An 18992-nucleotide genomic window follows, 5' to 3' on the forward strand; every position below is an offset into this window, starting at 1 on the left:
CCTCAGAACCGGAAATACAGGAACGGCGAATAGGTCGCCGCCGCGACCGAGAGCACGCACAGCGCGAATAGCAGCGCCACCGTGGCGGTGTCGGTGACGGCGTAGAGCGCCTGCCGGAGCCGCGGCGCCATCCACCTCGCCCCCGGCTGGGGCAGGCCGAACATGGAGAGCGGCCATCCCAGGATCAGCATCGCGATGGTGAGCGGTGCCAGCAGCGCGGAGGTGGAGACCGCCAGCGGCCCGGTGCCGTTGAGCCCCACCAGCCCGGCGAACAGCGCACCGGCCTCGTTGAGCCCGTTGGCGCGGAACCACACCCAGCCGGACAGCACGACCAGCAGCACATAGGCATGGCCGACAAGGCGCGGGCCGGCCTTCAGCAGCGCGCCCAGCCGGGTGCGCTCCAGCACCAGGAACGTGCCGTGATGCACGCCCCAGATAATGAAGGTCCAGCTCGCCCCGTGCCAGAGGCCGCAGAGCAGGAACACCGCCCACAGGTTGAGCGCGGTGTGCATATGGCCATGCCGGTTGCCGCCGAGCGGGATGTAGAGATAGTCGCGGAACCAGCTGGACAGGCTCATGTGCCAGCGGCGCCAGAAATCGGTGATCGACAGCGCGCCATAGGGCAGGTTGAAATTGCGCGGGAATTTCACCCCCATGGCCAGCGCGAGGCCGATCGCCATGTTGGAATAGCCGCCGAAGTCGAAATAGATCTGCAGCGCATAGGCGCTGACCCCGAGCCACGCCTCCGCGAGATTGGGCGCGGGCGTGTTGTCGAACACCGCCGCGACCACCGGCGCCACCTGATCGGCGATCAGCACCTTCCACGACAGGCCGATGACGAAGATGCGCAGGCCCGCCGACACCCGCCCCAGCGTGGTCCGCCGCGCGCGGATGCGGTGCGCGATGGTGGAGTAGCGCACGATCGGGCCCGCCACGAGCTGCGGGAACATGGTGATATAGACGGCGATTTCCTCGAACCGGCCATTGGCCCGCGCCTTCCCGCGATACACGTCGACGAGGTAGGAAATGGCGTGGAAGGTGAAGAACGAGATGCCGAGCGGCAGCGCGAGGTGAACCACCGGCAGCGCGAGGCCGGTCGGCTCCAGCAGGACGTTGAGGTTCTCGGCGAGGAAGCCGGCATATTTGAAGGCGATCAGCCCGCCCAGATTCGCGGCCACCGCAAGGCCGAGCATGCGCAGCCGCCAGGGTTGCGAGCGGGTGTCGATGACCAGCGCGAAGACGTAGTTGGCCAGGATCGAGACGGCCAGCACCGCCACGTTGGCCAGCCCGCCCCACGCGTAGAACACCAGCGAGAACGCCAGCAGCACGAGGTTCTTGGCACGAACGCCGGGCACCGCGAAATAGCAGATCAGGAAGGCCGGCAGGAAATAGAAGAGAAACGTAACGGAGGAAAAGACCATGAAACCCCTGCGGACGGGAGGCACCGAACCGTCGGCATGAAGTCGGCTTTCTGACATGTTCGGCGTCGTTTGGAAATCTTCGGGAAAAATTCCTCACCGCACGAGCGCGAGCAAAGGGAGGCCTGCGGCAACGCGCCGCCGCCGCGCCGCCGCCGCGCCTTGGCCAACGGGCGCCGCGCATGGCCGTGCGTCAGCCAGGGTCTTCACACGAGCCAGGGCCTTCACACGAGCAAGGGCGTTGACAGCGGCCGGGGTGCCGCCCCACATCGGCAGGATCGGTTTTCAGGATCAAGACATCATGCGTCCAGTCATCGGCGTGATCAGCGACGTCAAGGCCAGGGATGGCCATGTCGTGCACGGCGTCACCGAGAAGTACATCTACGCGGTCGCGCGCGGCGCGCAGGCCATGCCCGTGCTCATTCCCGGCACGATCTCCTCGGTCGATGCGGCGATGGCGCCCGTGCGCATGGTGGTGGAGGACGTGCTGGCAGCGGTCGACGCCATCTTCCTGCCGGGCAGCCCATCCAATGTGGGCCCGCATCATTATGGCGATGCGCCCCACGAACCGCCGCTGCCGGCCGATCCGTATCGCGACGATATCTCGCTGCCGCTGATTCGCGCGGCGCTGGAGCGTGGCGTGCCGCTGTTCGGCGTGTGCCGCGGCTTCCAGGAAATGAACGTCGCGCTCGGCGGCACGTTGTTCCAGAAGCTCTATGAGCAGCCGGGCCGCTTCGACCATCGCGAGGATTCGGCCCTCGACATCGACGGCCAGTACGCGCCGGTGCACGACGTGGCGCTGGAGCCGGGCGGACTGCTGGAAAGTCTGGCCGGCGCGCCGAGCTGGCGGGTCAATTCGCTGCACGGGCAGGGTGTCGCCCGGCTCGCCGCGAGCGTCGCGATAGAGGCGCGGGCCCCGGACGGCACCATCGAGGCCTTCCGCGTGCCGGATGCGCCGGGCTTCAACATGGCCATCCAGTGGCATCCCGAATGGCGTTTCTGGGAGGACCGGCTCTCCTCCGGCATCTTCACCGCCTTCGGCGCCGCCGCCCGGCTACATGCCGAGACGCGCCGCGCGGCGCCGCGCTTCGCCGCCGCCATGTGAGGGGAGATGGCTGCGCCGCCGGTGGTGCCGGTGGCGCTAGCCCAGCTTTTCCAGGAGATGGCCGATGCCGTCGCGAATATCGGCTTCGATGGCGCGGCGCAGCGCCGCCTCGTCCTTCGCCGCCAGCGCGGCCAGCGCTTCGGCGTGGCGATCGACCGGGTAGTAGCGCTCGAGGTCGGCCAGCGCCATGCGCATGAACGGGCCGATCTGCAGCCAGACCGATTCGATCAGCGGCATCAGGACATTGTCCGCCCGCCCGCCATAAAGCGCGGCATGGAAGGCGAGGTTGGTCTCGATCATCGCTTCGGTATCATTGGCCTCCACCGCCGCATCGGAGGCGCGGTCGAGCGCCACCAGCCGCCGGCGGAAGGGCGCATCGGCGATCTTGAGCGCGCGCGCGGCGGCCTCGCATTCCAGCAGCGTGCGCGCCGTCACCAGTTCCTCGAAGCGGCGCGCGGTCATTTCCGGCACCCGCACGCGGCGATTGTCCAGCAGCACCAGCGCCCGCTCGGCCACTAGGCGCCGCAGCGCCTCGCGCACCGGCATGGCCGAGACGCCCAGCGCCTCGGCGAGCCCGCGGATCGTCACCGCCTGCCCGGGCGGGAAGCGCCCGCTCATCACCGAGCGGCGCAGCCGGCGGAACACCCATTGCTGGACGGTCTCGCCATGCAGGCGCGGTTCGAACACGAGATCGAGCGGGGAGGCATCCATCGGGGCGGTTCGCGGGGACTGGTTCATGCGGCCGGGCGGGTGCGGGGTGAGCGGGCGTGACGTGAGCGGGCGTGACGTGAGAATGTCAGCTCGCTGGGCTATATAGCGGAAATTGCCGAATCCCGGTGCCGGCCGCCTGTACAGGTGGCGCCGGGGACAGAAGGAGCTGATCACCGCCATGGCCGAGAAACACCCGCACGCGCATTCCCGCTCCGGCTATGAGCTCGATCCCAAGCTGCTGGAAATTCTGGTGTGCCCGGTGACCAAGGGCACGCTGGAATATGATCGAGCGGCGCGCGAACTGGTGTCGCGCGCGGCGCGGCTCGCCTATCCCATCCGCGACGGCATCCCGATCATGCTGGCGGACGAGGCGCGCCCGCTGACCGAGGACGAACTGGCCGGCCGCTGAGGGTCGGCGCGTCCGCCATCCTCGCCGCTCGAAGACGCTCAGAGGGCCTCGCCGCGCAGCAGCTTCGGCGCGGCGCCGACAATGCCGGCGGCGTCGCGGATGAAGAAGGATTTCAGGCCCGGCAGCCGCTCCACGATGCCGAGGCCGACATCGCGCACCAGCCGCGCCGCATCGTTGCGCACGCCGAACAGCCGGTTCAGCCCGTCCGTTGCCGCGCCCATGGTGAGCGTGTCGAAGCGCCGCCAGCGCTGGTAGCGTGCCAGCATGTCGGGCCCGCCAATGTCGAGGCCGAGGCGGCCGGTATCGGTGACCACCTCGGCCAGCGCCGCGACGTCGCGCAGGCCCATGTTGATGCCCTGCCCGGCAATGGGGTGGATGGTGTGGGCGGCGTCGCCCACCAGCGCGAGGCGCTCGCCGACGAAGGAGCGGGCCATCTGGAAGCCGAGCGGGAAGGCCTGCGGCTCGTCGAGGATTTCCAGCGCCCCCAGCTGCAGCCCGAAGCGCCGCTCCAGCTCGTCCAGCAGCAGCACGCGCGGAAGCTTGAGGAGGCTTTTGGCGGTCTCGGTCGCCTCCGTCCAGACGATGGACGAGCGGTTGCCGGTCAGCGGCAGGATGGCGAAGGGGCCGGCGGGCAGGAAATGCTCGACGGCCTTGCCCTCGTGCGGGCGCTCATGGCCCACCGTCATCACGATGGCCGACTGGTGATAGGACCAGCCCACCACGCCGATGCCGGCGAGCGCGCGCAGCTTCGAGCGCCCGCCATCGCAGGCGCAGAGCAGCCGCGCCGTCGCCGGGGTGCCGTCGGTGAGGTCGATCCGGCTCACTGTCGGGCCGGCGGCGAAGCTGGCGACGCCGGCCGGCAGCAGGGCGATGCCGCGCTCGCGCGCCAGATCGGTCATCGCGTCCTGCAGCACGGCGTTTGGCACCATGTGCGCGAAGGGCTCGCCCGGCGCGACATCGCCCTCGAAGGACAGGAATACCGGGCGGGCGGCATCGCCGAGCTTGGAATCGGTGATTTCCATGGCGAGCATGGGCTGCGCCGCGTCGGCCACGCGCTCCCACACGCCCAGCGTCTCGAACAGCCGCCGCGCCCCGGCGGCGAAGGCGGAGGCGCGCATGTCGGCGCTGCGCGGCGCGGGAGCGGCGAAGGTGGGATCGGCCACGGCGAGGCGGGCGCCGCCAAGGCCGCGCTCCAGCGCGAGGGCGAGCGACAGGCCGGCAAGTCCGCCGCCGGCGATGAGTGCATCCGTGTCCGTCATTGGCTCAGATCCCCTGTCCGCCCGCCCGCTGCGCCGCCGCTCGGGCATGGCCCGCGCCTCCGCGTCGCGCCCGGGCGAGATCGCGCTGCGGCGCATTGTCTGCCGGGCATCATATGCCTTAGCTACGGACAAGGAACAATGCGGCGCGCCGGCCTGCCCTGCGCGCCAGGAAGGCGGAGCCACGATGTCGACCACTGCCGAACTCGTCCAGCTGCTCGATCTGGAGACGCTGGAGGACAACCTGTTCCGTGGCAAGAACCCTCCCGAATCCTGGCCCTTCCGCACGCGCGTGTTCGGCGGGCAGGTGCTGGCGCAGGCGCTGGTGGCGGCCCAGCGCACCGTCGATCTCGCGGCGCATTCGCTGCATGCCTATTTCCTGCTCGCCGGCGACCCGAGCGTGCCCATCCTCTATGAGGTCGAGCGCGTGCGCGACGGGCGCAGCTTCGCCACCCGGCGGACCGTCGCCATCCAGCATGGCCGGCCGATCTTCATCATGTCGGTGTCGTTCCACCGCGAGGAGCCGGGCCTCGACCACCAGATCGACCTGGAGGCCGCGGTGGAGGGCGAGGTGGAGGGCGAGGTGCCCGCGCCGCAGGACGTTCCGGGCCTCGACGCGCTGGCGGCGGATGTGCTGGAGCGCCTTCCCGCGCCGGTGCGCGATTACTGGCTGCGCCCGCGGCCCATCGAGCTGAAGCCGATCGGGCTCGGCCAGACGCACAGCGTGCCGCGCCGCATGGTCTGGTTCCGGGCCGCCGCGCCCCTGCCGGATGCGCCCGAGCTGCACCGCGCCGTGCTGGCCTATGCCAGCGACATGACGCTTCTGGAGGCCACCACGCTGGTTCATGGCACCAGCGTGCTCGGCGCAGGGATTCAGGCCGCGAGCCTCGATCACGCGCTGTGGATCCATCGGCCGTTCCGCGCCGATGGCTGGCTGCTCTATGTACAGGACAGTCCCAGCGCCTCCGGCGCGCGCGGGCTGGCGCGGGGCCTGATCTATGACGAGCGCCGCCGGCTGGTCGCTTCGGTCGCCCAGGAAGGGCTTATTCGCCCGATCCGCAAGGCTTCCGGCAGTGAATGACTAAAAATTAATCGGTGTGTGCCACTTTTTTAGCGGCGCGTAAGGTTGACCGAGGGTGCCGACCAAGAAATGGGCAGTGCGCTGCCGCCGGGGCGGGCCGAATTGGAGCCGGCTGCTGAAGCGGCGCCTCCGCCTCACGGGGTGCGGCAATGTAAATTTGCCTCACCCATCTGGGTTGGCACGCGAATTGATTCCTACCGCCCGGCTTGACCGCAAGGGTTTCACTGACCTGCCTGGCCGAGTCCGACATGAAACGCCCGGAACCGGCTGTGCAGGGTTCGGGGCCAAGCGGGGACAGGAACCATGAAGATCGTCATGGCTATCATCAAGCCTTTCAAGCTTGAGGAAGTCCGGGATGCGCTCACTGGCATTGGTGTGCACGGACTGACCGTCACGGAGGTCAAGGGCTACGGGCGCCAGAAGGGCCACACCGAGATCTATCGCGGCGCCGAATACGCGGTGAGCTTCCTGCCGAAGCTCAAGATCGAGGTGGCCGTGGCCTCCGACCAGGTCGCCAAGGTCATCGACGCCATCACCTCCTCGGCCAAGACCGGCCAGATCGGCGACGGCAAGATCTTCGTCTACGCGATCGACCAGGCCGTGCGCATCCGTACCGGCGAAACCGACGCCGACGCGCTCTGAGCCAGTGCTTTTGATCCCGATATTTTCCGAACGCGACGGAGCTTTGAACCCATGACGATGAAGAAGTGGATACGTGCGGGGCTTCCCGTGCTGGCGACCACGGCGCTGGTGGCAGCCGCCGCCTTCGCGCAGGACGCGCCACAGGTCGGCGCCGAGGCCACTGCCGAGGCTGCCGCCGTGGTCGCGACCGTGGACAAGGGCGACATCACCTGGATGATGCTCTCCACCATCCTGGTCCTGTTCATGACCGTGCCGGGCCTCGCGCTGTTCTATGGCGGCCTCGTGCGCGCCAAGAACATGCTCTCGGTGCTGATGCAGGTGACCGTCATCGCCGCGGTGATGATGCTGCTGTGGGTGTTCTACGGCTACTCGCTCGCCTTCACCTCGGGCAACGCCTTCATCGGCGGCTTCGAGAAGGCCTTCCTCGCCGGCGTGACGACCGAAAGCCTGGCCGACACCTTCTCGAAGGGCGTGAAGATCCCGGAATACGTCTTCATGGCGTTCCAGATGACCTTCTCGGCCATCACCCCGGCGCTCATCATCGGTGCCTTCGCGGAGCGCTTCAAGTTCTCGGCGATCGTGCTGTTCTGCATCCTCTGGGTGACCTTCGTCTATTACCCCATCGCCCACATGGTGTGGTTCTCCGAGGGCTACCTGTTCGGCCTCGGCGCGCTCGACTTCGCCGGCGGCACCGTCGTGCACATCAATGCCGGCATCGCCGGCCTGATCGGCTGCATCATCGTCGGCAAGCGCACCGGCTATGGCAAGGAGCTGATGCCCCCCCACTCGCTGCCCTTCGCGATGGTCGGCGCCAGCGTCCTGTGGGTCGGCTGGTTCGGCTTCAACGCCGGCTCCAACCTGGAGGCCAATGCCGGCACCACGCTGGCCCTGGTGAACACCTTCGTCGCCACCGCCGGCGCCATTGTCGGCTGGACGCTCATCGAGTGGCTGGCCAAGGGCAAGCCGAGCATGCTGGGCGCGATCTCCGGCATGGTCGCCGGCCTCGTCGCCATCACCCCGGCCGCCGGCCTCTCGGGCCCGATCGGCGCGATCGTGCTCGGCTTCGTCGCCTCCATCGTCTGCTTCTTCTTCGTCACCACGGTGAAGAACGCGCTGGGCTATGACGACAGCCTCGACGTGTTCGGCGTCCATGGCGTGGGCGGCATCATCGGCGCCATCGGCACCGGCATCGTCGTCTCCCCCTCGCTCGGCGGCCCCGGCATCGCCGACTACGAGATGGGCCACCAGGTGTGGGTGCAGGTCCAGGCCGTCGCGACCACCATCGTGTGGTGCGGTGTGATCTCCGCGATCCTGTACTTCATCGTGAATGTCATCGTCGGCCTGCGCCCGTCGGTGGAGAAGGAGCGCGAGGGTCTCGACATCGTCGAGCACGGCGAGCGCGCCTATCACAGCTGAGGCGATCGGCGCGGTTCGTCCGCGCCGTCCCGTCGCCGCCTGAAACCCGACCCCGGCGCCCGCGCCGGGGTTTTTTCATGAGCCCCGCGGCTCGGGGTGAGCGCGGGGGCCGGGCGGCTCGTTTCCGCCCCCCGGCGCGCCCGCGCCGGGTTTTCATGGGCCGGGACTCCTTTTCCCCGCCCCGCGCCAATGCGTCGCGCCCGATCCTGCGCTCGCGGCGCCTGCATGGTTAAGAACGCCTTTACCGCACGCGGCCTATTGTGAGCGAACGCCCGTAGTCCGCACTCTGTGGTGAGACGTTCCACGTGTCCGATTTCCGTCCTGAGGGTAAAGTGCCGCTGGCACGCGATCCGGCCGTCGATGCCGGTCCCGCGGCCCGCTCGCCCTTTATCCGTCTCAATGAGCTGCTGGCGAACATCGCGCCGGGCAAGCCGCCGCTGAGCCTTGCGGTGGGCGAGCCGCGCCATGCTATGCCTGATTTCGTCGGCAGCGTGCTGGCGGGCCATCTCGACGGTTTCGGCCGCTACCCCGCCGGCCGGGGCCTGCCGGAATTTCGCCGCGCCGCCGCCGACTGGTTCGGCCGGCGCTACGCGCTCACGCGCCCGCTGGACCCCGAGCGCGAGGTGCTGGTGCTCAACGGCTCGCGTGAGGGCCTGTTCTTCGCCGCGCTGCAGGCCCGTGCGCGCCTCTCGCCGCGCAAGCGGGCGATGATCGGCGACGCGGCGCCGGCCGTGCTGCTGCCCAATCCCTTCTATGCCGCCTATGGCGCCGGCGCCGAGGCGGCCGGCTGCGAGAGCGTGGCGCTGCCGGCGGGCGCGGACTGGCTACCCGTGCTGGAACGGCTCGATGCCGGCCTGCTCGACCGCACCGTCGCGCTCTATTTCGCCTCGCCGGCCAATCCGCAGGGCACCATCGCCCCGCGCGCCTATCTGGAAAGGCTGGTCGCGCTGGCCCGCGCCCATGAGGTGATGATCTTCGCCGACGAGTGCTATTCCGAGATCTGGCTCGGCGATGAGCCGCCGACCGGCATCCTCGAAGTGGCGGGGCCCGATTTCGCCAATGTCGTCGCCTTCAATTCGCTGTCGAAGCGCTCCAGCCTGCCGGGGCTGCGCTGCGGCTTCTGCGCGGGCGACGCCGGCTTCATCGAGGCTTTCGCCGATTTCCGCAACGTCGCCGCGCCGCAGGTGCCCGAGCCGCTGCAGCATGTGGCCATCGCCGCGCTGGCCGACGAGGCGCATGTGAGTGCCAGCCGCGCGCTCTACCGCGCCAAGGTCGACGTGGCCGACGCGGTGTTCACGGGGCTCTTTGGCTATCGCCGGCCCGATGGCGGCTTTTTCCTCTGGCTCGATGTCGGCGCGCTCGGCGGCGGCGAGGCGGCGGCACGGCGTCTGTGGGAGCGGGAAGGGCTGCGCACCGTGCCCGGCGGTTATCTGTGCCGCAGCGGGCCGGACGGCGGCAATCCCGGACAGGACTTTCTGCGCATCGCGCTCGTGCAGGACCTCGCCACCACGCAGGCCGCCTTGCCGCGCCTGCTGGCGGGGCTGTCCTGAAAGGACCAGGGGGCAGGCGACACATGGGCCGGCAGACACAGACGACGATGCGCACCCCGCGGCTCGATGCCGAATCGCTGCGCGCGCCCAAGCGCCCCCCGCGCACCGGCGCCGCCGCGGCCGGGCCGAAGGGAACGGAGGCGCCCGGCGCCGGCCGTGGCGCCGCGCGCCGCCGCAAGATGCAGCCCGGCCTGCTGCCGGACGAATTGAAGGGCGCGCTCGGCCGCCGCATGGAGGAGGGGATCGGCCTCGCCGTGCTGGCGGTCTGCGCGCTCATGATCGTGGCGCTGGCGAGCTGGTCGGCCGATGATCCCAGCCTCAGCCGCTCCAGCGACGCCCCGCCGATGAACCTGCTGGGCCGGCCCGGAGCCGCGCTGGCGGATCTGCTGATGCAGCTGTTCGGCGTTGCCTCGCTCGCCGTGGTGCTGCCGATCGGCGTGTGGGGGTGGCTCACCCTCACCCATCGTCGCCCCGGTCGCGGGCGGGCCCGGCTGATGGCCTGGGTGGCGGGAACGGTGTTCGCATCGGGCTTTGCCGCCTGCCTGCCGCATTTCGGCGCCTGGCCGCTGCCGCGCGGGCTCGGCGGTGTGCTCGGCGACAGCGTGCTGCTGGTGCCCGATGCGTTTCGTACCGCCTGGCTCGGGGCGTTCGACTATGCCGTCGTCGGTGCGCTCTGCCTGTTCGGCGCGGTGCTCACCCTGCCGCTCGCCGTCGGGATGGGCCTGAAGGTGCCCGGCGAGGCGAATGGCGAGGAGGATGACGGCCTCGCCGTCGACGACGAGCCGAGCACGTTCGGCATCCTCATCGGCATGTTCACCCACGCCTTCCTCTCGTTCCGCGCCCGCCTCTCGGCCCGGCCGGTGCGCCGGCCGGTGCGCGACGAGCCCCCGCCCGGGCTGCTGGGCCGGCTGCGCGGCCTTGTCGCTCCGGTCGAGGAGGACGGCTTCGTGCGCAAGGACCGCCTGGAGCCCAATTTCAACCCGGACACGGTCGATCCCGATTTCGGTGTCGCCGGGTTCGAGAGCCATGCCGGCGACCCGGAAGAGGAAATCGAGATTCCCGCCCCGCGCCCCACGCGCGGCGTGCGCCGTCCGCCGCTGCGCTCCATCAAAGGCGGGCGCGCGGCCGAGGAGGAGCAGCGCCGGCGCTACCAGACGCCGCCGCTCGATCTGCTCTCGCCCCCGCCGCCGCGCGGCGGCCCGGCACTTTCCAAGGACGTGCTGGAGGAGAATGCGCGCGACCTCGAAGGCGTGCTGGATGATTTCGGCGTGCGCGGCGCCATCGTCAACGCGCGTCCCGGCCCGGTGGTGACGCTGTATGAACTGGAGCCGGCCCCCGGCATCAAGTCCAGCCGCGTCATCGGCCTCGCCGATGACATCGCCCGCTCGATGAGCGCCATTTCCGCCCGCGTGGCGGTGATTCCGGGCAAGAACGCCATCGGCATCGAGCTGCCCAATCCCAAGCGCGACAAGGTGCTGCTGCGGGAAATCCTCGCCGCCAAGGATTTCGGCGAGACCGCCTACAAGCTCGCCATCGCGCTCGGCAAGACCATTGGCGGGGAGCCCGTCGTGGTCGACCTCGCCCGCATGCCGCATTTGCTGGTCGCCGGCACCACCGGCTCGGGCAAGTCGGTCGCCATCAACACCATGATCCTGAGCCTGCTCTACCGGCACCGCCCGGACCAGTGCCGGCTGATCATGATCGATCCGAAAATGCTGGAACTCTCGGTCTATGACGGCATTCCGCACCTGCTCACGCCCGTCGTCACCGACCCCAAGAAGGCGGTGGTCGCCCTCAAATGGGCGGTGCGCGAGATGGAGGAGCGCTACAAGAAGATGTCGAAGGTCGGCGTGCGCAACATCGATGGGTTCAATGCCCGCGTGAGCGAGGCCATGGCCAAGGGCGAGCAGATCGTGCGCACCGTGCAGACCGGCTTCGACAAGGAGACGGGCGAGGCGATCTATGAGCGCGAGGAGATGGACCTCTCGCCGATCCCCTATATCGTCATCGTGGTGGACGAGATGGCCGACCTGATGATGGTCGCCGGTAAGGACATCGAAGGCGCCATCCAGCGCCTCGCGCAGATGGCCCGCGCCGCCGGCATCCACCTCATCATGGCGACCCAGCGCCCGAGCGTCGACGTCATCACCGGCACGATCAAGGCGAATTTCCCGACCCGCATCTCCTTCCAGGTCACATCCAAGATCGATTCGCGCACCATCCTCGGCGAAATGGGCGCCGAGCAGCTGCTGGGCCAGGGCGACATGCTCTACATGGCCGGCGGCGGGCGCATCTCGCGCGTGCACGGCCCCTTCGTCTCCGACCAGGAGGTGGAGCGCATCGTCGAGCACCTGAAGACGCAGGGCGCGCCCTCCTATCTCGAGGAGGTCACGGCCGATCTCGAGGGCGAAGACGGCGCGGTGTTCGACAAGAGCGCCGTGGGCGGGGGCGGGGGCGGCGCGGAAGGCGGCGGCGATCTCTATTCGCAGGCGGTGGCGGTGGTGATGCGCGACAAGAAGTGCTCCACCTCCTATATCCAGCGCCGGCTGCAGATCGGCTATAACCGCGCGGCCTCGCTGGTCGAGCGCATGGAGCGCGAGGGGCTGGTGGGCCCCGCCAACCATGCCGGCAAGCGCGAGATCCTCACCGAGGGGGATGGCGACGACTATTGAGCGGACGTCGCGTCCGTGAGGGTTCCGGGCGGGGGAACCCGTGCCGGGACACAGGATCGCCACAGCGCCCGGCTAGTGCCACCCCGTCGGATCGGCGCCCGAATCGATCGCGCGGCGTGCCGTCGGGCGGCTCGGGACAGGCCGGCCCTGCGACAATGTTCCCGGCCCGATCGGGGAACACTTTTGGCGGATCGGTCTTGAGCTGCCATGATCGATGACGAGATAAGCCTCGGGCGCGCGTGTCTGCCGCTGCCGCCCGGATGTCGTGCCGACTATCGCGCCGAGTATCGCGCTACGAGAGGCCCCATGCGCCGTTTCCTTGCTGCCTGCGCCGCTTCCGCCTTCCTTGCCGCCGGTCTCGGCAGCGCGCTCGCGCAGGTGCCGCCGCCGCCCTTCGCGCCGCCCAAGAAACCGGCCGCTGCGTCATCCGCGCCTTCGTCCTCCGCGCCTGCCCCTTCCGCCGCCGCGCCGGGCAGTACGCCCGGTGTGCAGATGTCGGCCGCCTCCAATCAGCGTGCCGCGGCCGCGACGGTTCAGCGCATCAATGATTACTTCAACAGCTTCAAGGCGATGAGCGGCAATTTCGTGCAGCTGGACCCGGACGGGACGCGGCGCGAGGGCGAGTTCTTTATCCTCAAGCCCGGCCGCGTGCGGTTCGAATACGCCCCGCCGAGCCCGATCGAGCTGGTGGCCGACGGGCGTTCGGTGGCGGTGCGCGACAAGCGGCTGAAGACGCAGGACATCACCCCCCTTTCCGCGACCCCGCTGCGCTTCCTGTTGGCGGAGAATTTCGACCTCGCGCGCAACGCCAACGTCACCGGCGTGTTTCAGGACGACGTGTTCGCGACCGTGGTGATCGAGGAAAAGCAGCCCATGGTCGGCACCTACCGGCTGATGATCATGTTCGACGCCAGGACCATGCAGCTGAAGCAGTGGACCGTGACCGACCCGCAGGGCTTCGACACGACCGTGGCGGTGGCCAACCTCAACACCTCCGAGCGCCCGGACCCGATGCTGTTCGTCATCAACCGGAACGACCGCTAGAGCCCGCGCCGATCCGATTGCCGCGCAAACGGATCGGGTCACGCGTTCTCTATCGGGCTCCAAGGCGGGCGGCGTGACGGCACGTCCGTTCGCCGGGCTGGATTCGCCGGGCCGATCCGTTAGGGTGGCCCGCTCATCCCGTCCGGTTCCCTTGTCCCGCTAGGTTCTTTTTGTGCCGCTGACCATCGCCACCTGGAATATCAATTCGGTGCGCCTGCGCATCGGCCTCGTCGAAAAGCTCGCCGCCGAGTACCAGCCCGACGTCATCTGCCTGCAGGAGACGAAGACGCCGGATGACCGCTTTCCGCTGAAGGAGGCGGCCAAGTTCGGCTATCCCCACGCCGCTATCCACGGGCAGAAGGGCTATCACGGTGTCGCGATCCTCTCGAAACATCCGTTCGAGGACGTGAGCCGGCAGGGCTTCTGCGACATGGGCGATGCCCGCCACATCTCCGTGGTGCTGGGGCGCGAGGCGGGGCTGGCCGCGCCGCTGACCATCCATAATTTCTACATCCCCGCCGGCGGCGACATTCCCGACCCCGAGCTGAACGACAAATTCCGCCACAAGCTGGCCTTTCTCGACGAGGCCATCGCCTGGGAGCATCTGCACCCGATCGATCCCGCGGCGCGCTCGGTGCTGGTCGGCGATCTCAACATCGCCCCGCTGGAGACCGACGTGTGGAGCCACAAGCAGCTGCTCGACGTGGTCAGCCACACGCCCATCGAGGTGGAGCGGCTCGCCCGGCTGCAGGCGGCGGGCGGCTGGGTGGACGTGATGCGTCATTTCGTGCCCCCGCAGGAGAAGCTCTATACCTGGTGGAGCTACCGCGCGGCGGACTGGTCGGCCTCCAACAAGGGCCGCCGGCTCGACCATGTGTGGGCGACGCCCGCCCTCGCGCCCACCGCGCGCGCCATGACCGTGCTGCGCGACGCCCGCGGCTGGGAGCGCCCGTCCGATCATGTGCCGGTCGTGGTCACGTTCGATGCGTAACGCATTGGCCGGCACTCGCGTTTCGCGGCAACGCGATATAAGTATGCGCATACGCATCGTTGCTGCAGCCGAGGACGTCTCCTTGACCCGCCGAAACGTCATCCGCCCATCCCGAAAGATCGCGCTCGCCCTCGTGCTGGGCGGCGCCCTGGCGCTTGGCGGCTGTGGCGTCAAGGGCCCGCTGGAGCCGCCGCCCAATTCGCCGATGGCGCAGCCCGGCCCGGATGGAAAGAAACCGAAGGACACCGGCCCCATCCGGCCCGACAAGCCCTTCATCCTCGACGGCCTGCTCTGACGCGGCGCCCCGTCCCCGGGGCGCGCCGACCGGCCTCTCCAAGGCGCCCGCCATGCATCATTTCGCCTATCGCGACGGCATCCTCCATGCGGAGGATGTCAGCCTCGCCGACATCGCCCGCGACGTCGGCACGCCGACCTATGTCTATGCCACCGCCACGCTGGAGCGGCACCACCGCGTGTTCACGCAGGCCTTCGCCGAGATGAACACCACGCTGTGCTACGCGCTGAAGGCCAATTCCAACCAGGCGGTGATCGCCACCTTCGCCCGGCTCGGGGCGGGCGCGGACATCGTGTCGGGCGGCGAGCTGAAGCGGGCGCTGGCCGCCGGCATCGAGCCGCACAAGATCGTGTTCTCCGGCGTCGGCAAGACCCGCGAGGAAATGGCCGCCGCGCTCGACGCCGGCATCAAGTGCTTCAATGTCGAGAGCGAGCCCGAGCTGCTGACGCTTTCGGAAGTGGCGGTCAGCCACGGCGTCGCCGCCCCGGTCTCGATCCGCATCAATCCGGATGTCGACGCCAAGACCCACCACAAGATCTCCACCGGCAAGTCCGAGAACAAGTTCGGCATTCCCGTCTCTCGCGCGCGCGAGGTCTATGCCCACGCGGCCGCGCTGCCGGGCATCCGCATCACCGGCGTCGACATGCATATCGGCAGCCAGATCACCGATCTCGAACCGTTCGACAACGCCACCGCGCTGCTCGTGGAACTGGCGCGCGACCTGATGGCGGATGGGCACCGGCTGACCCATCTCGACCTCGGCGGCGGGCTCGGCGTGCCCTATGTCGCCGGCGAGCCGGAGCCGCCGCTGCCCTCCGCCTACGCGGCGCTGGTGAAGCGGCACACGCATAATCTCGGCCTCGGCCTGGTGTTCGAGATCGGTCGCATGCTGGTCGCCAATGCCGGCATCCTGCTGACCCGCGTGCTCTATGTGAAGGAAGGCGAGGGCAAGCGCTTCGTCATCGTCGACGCGGCGATGAACGACCTGATCCGCCCGACCCTCTATGAGGCTCATCACGAGATTTTGCCCGTGCATGAGGCGCGGCCGGGCGGAGAGCGGATCGTTGCGGATATTGTCGGCCCGGTCTGCGAATCCGGCGATTTCCTGGCGCTGGGGCGGCACATGGCGCCGCTGCGCGCCGGCGATCTGGTCGCCGTGATGACCGCCGGGGCCTATGGCGCGGTGCAGGCCTCCACCTACAATACCCGCCCGCTGGTGCCGGAAGTGCTGGTGAAAGGCGGCGAATTCGCCGTGGTGCGTCCGCGCGTCGATGCCGATGCGCTGATCGCGCTGGACCGGATTCCCGGCTGGCTTGGCTGAGCGCGGCGGGCTCTCGACCGGCCACATTTCGCGCGCGCGCGGCTTCACGATGTGATGATGAAACGGGCGCGCCCAGCGAATCGGCAGGGCTGGCGCCGGCTGGTTGCCATGTTAAGGTGACGCTGGGGCTGGTGCGGAGCTAATCGGAGGCTCGATGGCGTGACGGCGGCACCGGAAGGCAACATGGACGGCGGGGCGGGCGATCCGCGCGCGGAAGCCGAGCGGGCGCGCCAGAGCGCCCGGCAGGCGGACGACCGGCACACCGCTCATCGCATGGCGGCGGCCCTGCAACGCGCCGGGGCGGCGCTGCTGTGGGAGCGCAGCTGGCCGGCGATCGTCGCGGTCGCCTGCGCCTTCGGCCTCTTCCTCATCGTCTCCTGGCTCGGTCTGTGGGTAGCTCTGCCGCCTTATGGCAGGGCGGCCGGCCTGTTCCTGTTCTCCGTGCTGCTGGTCGTCGCGCTGCTGCCGGCGCTGCGCATCCGTCGTCCGTCCCCGGTCGAGGCGCTCACCCGGCTGGATCGCGAGAGCCACCTGCCGCATCGCCCCGTCACCGCGCTCGCCGACCAGCTGGCGAGCCGTCCCGACGACCCGGTCGCCGCTGCGCTGTGGCGCGCGCATGTCGCCCGCGCGTCGGCCCAGCTTGGCCGGCTGCGGGTCGGGCTGCCCTCGCCGCGCCTCGCCGCCATCGACCGGCGGGCGGTGCGCGCGCTGGTGCTGCTCGGCGTCATCGCCACCTTCTTCATGGCCCCCGGCGATCATCTGCGCCGCATCGGCGCGGCGTTCGACTGGCACGCCTTCGCCCCGCCCGCGCCCTACCGCATCGATGCCTGGGTGACACCGCCCGCCTATACCGGCCGGCCGCCGGTCATGCTGCCGGGGCTGCGCTCGCAGGAAGCCGCGCAGAACGGGGCCGCGACGCCGCCGGGCGAGGCGGGCGACATGCCGTCCTTCGATGCCGCCGCGCTCACCGTGCCGGCCGGCAGCGAACTGGTGGTGCGCATCATCGGCCTCGACCATGCGAAGCTCGCGATCGAGGGCGGCATCACCGCCGCGCCCGTGCCGGAGGCGCCGGCCGCCGATGGCAAGGGACCCTCCGCCGCTGAGGCCCCCGCCGCCACCCCGTCGGCGCCTCCGGCCCGCGACAAGGCAGCCGGCGAGGAGCAGCGCTACCTCATCACCGCCGATGGCGCCGCGCGCATCGAGGGGCCGGACGGGCGGACCGCGGCCTGGCATTTCCGAGCCCAGCCGGACCAGCCCCCGACCATCGAGCTGACCAAGGAGCCGCAGGCTTCCGGCCGCACGGCGCTGGCGCTCAGCTACAAGGCCGAGGACGATTACGGCATTGTCGGTGCGCAGGCGACCTTCGCAGCCGTCCCCCCCGCGCCGCCGCTGCACGCGCTGAAGAATGCGCCGCCCCGGCCGCCCGCGCGTGTGCTGGTCGAGGCGCCGAATTTCCCGCTGCCGCTCTCGGGTGCGCGCGGCCGGGCCGCGACCGGCCAGACCACCAAGGACCTCACCGAGAGCCCCTGGGCCGGCACGCGCGTGACGCTGGTGCTGACCGCGCGCGACGATGCGGGCCAGACCGGCCAATCCCGCCCGCGCAGCGTCATTCTGCCCGCCCGCACCTTCGCCAACCCGCTGGCGCGCGCGTTGATCGAGCAGCGGCGCCTTCTGGCGCTGGACGCCAATGAGCGCGAGGACGTGGAGGCCGCGCTCGACGCTCTCGCCATCGCGCCCGAGAAATTCACCCCCAACGCCGCGCATTACATGGGCCTGCGCTCCGCCTATTGGCGGCTGGCCAATGCCCGCAGCGACGACGATCTGCGCGGCGTGGTCGATTATCTCTGGGATATCGCGATCCGCATCGAGGATGGCGATCTCTCGGATGTCGAGAAGCGGCTGCGCGACGCCCAGCAGGCGCTGCAGAACGCGCTGGAGAACGGTGCCAGCGACGAGGAGATCAAGCGTCTGGCGCAGGAACTGCGCGAGGCGATGCAGGAGTTCATGCAGGCACTGGCCGAACAGGCGCAGCGCAACGGTCAGCAGGCCGACAACAATCAGCCGGCCGACCCCAATACCCGCTTCGTGCGTCCGCAGGACCTGCAGAAGATGCTCGACCGCATCGAGGACATGGCGCGCACCGGTTCGCGCGATGCGGCGCGGCAGATGCTGAGCGAACTCCAGAACATGCTCAACGGCCTGCAGGCGGGCCGCCAGCAGCAGCGCCGGCAAGGCCAGAGCCAGATGTCGCAGTCGCTCGACCAGCTTGGCGACATGATCCGCCGCCAGCAGCAGCTGCGCGACAAGACGTTCAAGCAGGGGCAGGACGGGCAGCAGCAGGATCAGGCGTTCAACGACCTGAAGCAGAACCAGCAGCAACTGCGCGACCAGCTCCGCCAGCTGCGCGAGAAGATGCAGCAGGCCATGCGCGGCCGTCAGCAGGGGCAACCCGGCGAGCAGGGTCAGCAGGGCGAACAGGGGCAGGGCCAGCAGGGTCAGAACGGCGAGGGCCAGCAGGGGCAAGGCCAGCAAGGTCAAGGCCAGCAGGGGCAAGGCATGCCCGGCGAGGGCGGCCTCGGCGAGGCGGAGCAGGCCATGCGCGAGGCCGAAGGGGCGCTTGGGCAGGGCGACGGCACCGGCGCCGTCGACGCGCAGAGCGAGGCCTTGCAGGCGCTGCGGCGTGGCGCCCAGCAGATGGCCGAGGCGATGCAGCAGGAAGGCGGGCAGGGCGAAGGGCCGGGCGGTCCGTCCGGCGAGACCGCCGAGCGCAACGATCCGCTGGGTCGGCCGCTGCGCTCGCGCGATTATGGCGACGACGTCACGGTGAAGGTGCCCGACGAAATGGACATGCAGCGCGCCCGCCGCGTGCTGGAGGAACTGCGCCGCCGCTTCGGCGAGCCGGAGCGCCCGCGCCTCGAACTCGACTATCTCGAGCGCCTGCTGCGCGATTTCTGAGCGGGCGTTTCCCCGCCCGCCCGCGCGACCCGGATGGTTCACCCGGCACTGGCGGCTCCCCGAGCCCGCGCCGGGTTTTCCGTGCCACGGCTCCCGGCCCCCGTGCCACGGTTCTCCACCCCGGCG

General features: G+C 69.7%; 15 protein-coding genes. 12 read left to right on the top strand and 3 right to left on the bottom strand.

The genetic code is table 11. The annotated features are described in order from the left end of the window. Positions 1-2 precede the first annotated feature (2 nt). A complete protein-coding gene (locus FHS55_RS07340) occupies positions 3-1421 on the bottom strand; it encodes an MBOAT family O-acyltransferase (RefSeq protein ID WP_183189037.1) in 1419 nt (472 codons plus the stop codon). A 298-nt stretch (positions 1422-1719) separates the two neighbouring features. Between FHS55_RS07340 and FHS55_RS07345 the strand changes: the two genes are divergently transcribed. Beyond that, a complete protein-coding gene (locus FHS55_RS07345) occupies positions 1720-2523 on the top strand; it encodes a gamma-glutamyl-gamma-aminobutyrate hydrolase family protein (protein ID WP_183189038.1) in 804 nt (267 codons plus the stop codon). Positions 2524-2559: 36 nt separating this feature from the next. Here the strand turns inward: FHS55_RS07345 and FHS55_RS07350 are convergent, their stop codons facing one another. Then, positions 2560-3234: a GntR family transcriptional regulator gene (locus FHS55_RS07350; protein ID WP_183189039.1), complete on the bottom strand. Its 675-nt coding sequence runs from the start codon at positions 3232-3234 to the stop codon at positions 2560-2562. Positions 3235-3412: 178 nt separating this feature from the next. On the opposite strand from FHS55_RS07350, the gene FHS55_RS07355 reads away from it, so the two are divergent. Then, positions 3413-3643: a Trm112 family protein gene (locus FHS55_RS07355; RefSeq protein ID WP_183189040.1), complete on the top strand. Its 231-nt coding sequence runs from the start codon at positions 3413-3415 to the stop codon at positions 3641-3643. A 38-nt stretch (positions 3644-3681) separates the two neighbouring features. Here the strand turns inward: FHS55_RS07355 and FHS55_RS07360 are convergent, their stop codons facing one another. Beyond that, on the bottom strand, positions 3682-4902 hold the full coding sequence (locus FHS55_RS07360) for a ubiquinone biosynthesis hydroxylase (protein ID WP_183189041.1): 1221 nt from the start codon (positions 4900-4902) through the stop codon (positions 3682-3684). Positions 4903-5086: 184 nt separating this feature from the next. On the opposite strand from FHS55_RS07360, the gene FHS55_RS07365 reads away from it, so the two are divergent. From FHS55_RS07365 to FHS55_RS07410, 10 genes are all read left to right on the top strand, one after another. Beyond that, the gene (locus FHS55_RS07365) at positions 5087-5980 is read left to right on the top strand and encodes an acyl-CoA thioesterase (protein WP_183189042.1); all 894 of its coding nucleotides are present in this window, start codon (positions 5087-5089) and stop codon (positions 5978-5980) included. A gap of 303 nt (positions 5981-6283) precedes the next feature. After that, a complete protein-coding gene (locus FHS55_RS07370; protein ID WP_183189043.1) occupies positions 6284-6622 on the top strand; it encodes a P-II family nitrogen regulator in 339 nt (112 codons plus the stop codon). 51 nt (positions 6623-6673) lie between these two features. Next, positions 6674-8038 (top strand): ammonium transporter, encoded by a 1365-nt coding sequence (locus tag FHS55_RS07375; RefSeq protein ID WP_183189044.1) that lies wholly within the window; start codon positions 6674-6676, stop codon positions 8036-8038. Between the two features lie 305 nt (positions 8039-8343). After that, positions 8344-9588 carry an aminotransferase class I/II-fold pyridoxal phosphate-dependent enzyme gene (locus FHS55_RS07380; RefSeq protein ID WP_425485791.1) on the top strand — a complete coding sequence of 415 codons (1245 nt, stop codon included), beginning with the start codon at positions 8344-8346 and terminating at the stop codon, positions 9586-9588. Positions 9589-9767: 179 nt separating this feature from the next. Continuing rightward, positions 9768-12260, top strand: a complete 2493-nt coding sequence (locus FHS55_RS07385; protein WP_246339968.1) for a DNA translocase FtsK — start codon at positions 9768-9770, stop codon at positions 12258-12260. A 306-nt stretch (positions 12261-12566) separates the two neighbouring features. Continuing rightward, positions 12567-13304 (top strand): outer-membrane lipoprotein carrier protein LolA, encoded by a 738-nt coding sequence (locus FHS55_RS07390; RefSeq protein WP_183189046.1) that lies wholly within the window; start codon positions 12567-12569, stop codon positions 13302-13304. A 172-nt stretch (positions 13305-13476) separates the two neighbouring features. Next, entirely contained in the window at positions 13477-14295 is an 819-nt protein-coding gene (locus FHS55_RS07395; RefSeq protein WP_183189047.1) for an exodeoxyribonuclease III, read from the top strand. An 82-nt stretch (positions 14296-14377) separates the two neighbouring features. Beyond that, positions 14378-14590: an LPS translocon maturation chaperone LptM gene (gene lptM, locus FHS55_RS07400; protein WP_183189048.1), complete on the top strand. Its 213-nt coding sequence runs from the start codon at positions 14378-14380 to the stop codon at positions 14588-14590. Between the two features lie 52 nt (positions 14591-14642). Next, the gene (gene lysA, locus FHS55_RS07405) at positions 14643-15911 is read left to right on the top strand and encodes a diaminopimelate decarboxylase (protein WP_183189049.1); all 1269 of its coding nucleotides are present in this window, start codon (positions 14643-14645) and stop codon (positions 15909-15911) included. A 183-nt stretch (positions 15912-16094) separates the two neighbouring features. Continuing rightward, positions 16095-18866, top strand: a complete 2772-nt coding sequence (locus FHS55_RS07410) for a TIGR02302 family protein (RefSeq protein ID WP_183189263.1) — start codon at positions 16095-16097, stop codon at positions 18864-18866. Positions 18867-18992: the final 126 nt, after the last annotated feature.

This window comes from Ancylobacter tetraedralis (assembly GCF_014195655.1).
Taxonomy (GTDB): domain Bacteria; phylum Pseudomonadota; class Alphaproteobacteria; order Rhizobiales; family Xanthobacteraceae; genus Ancylobacter; species Ancylobacter tetraedralis.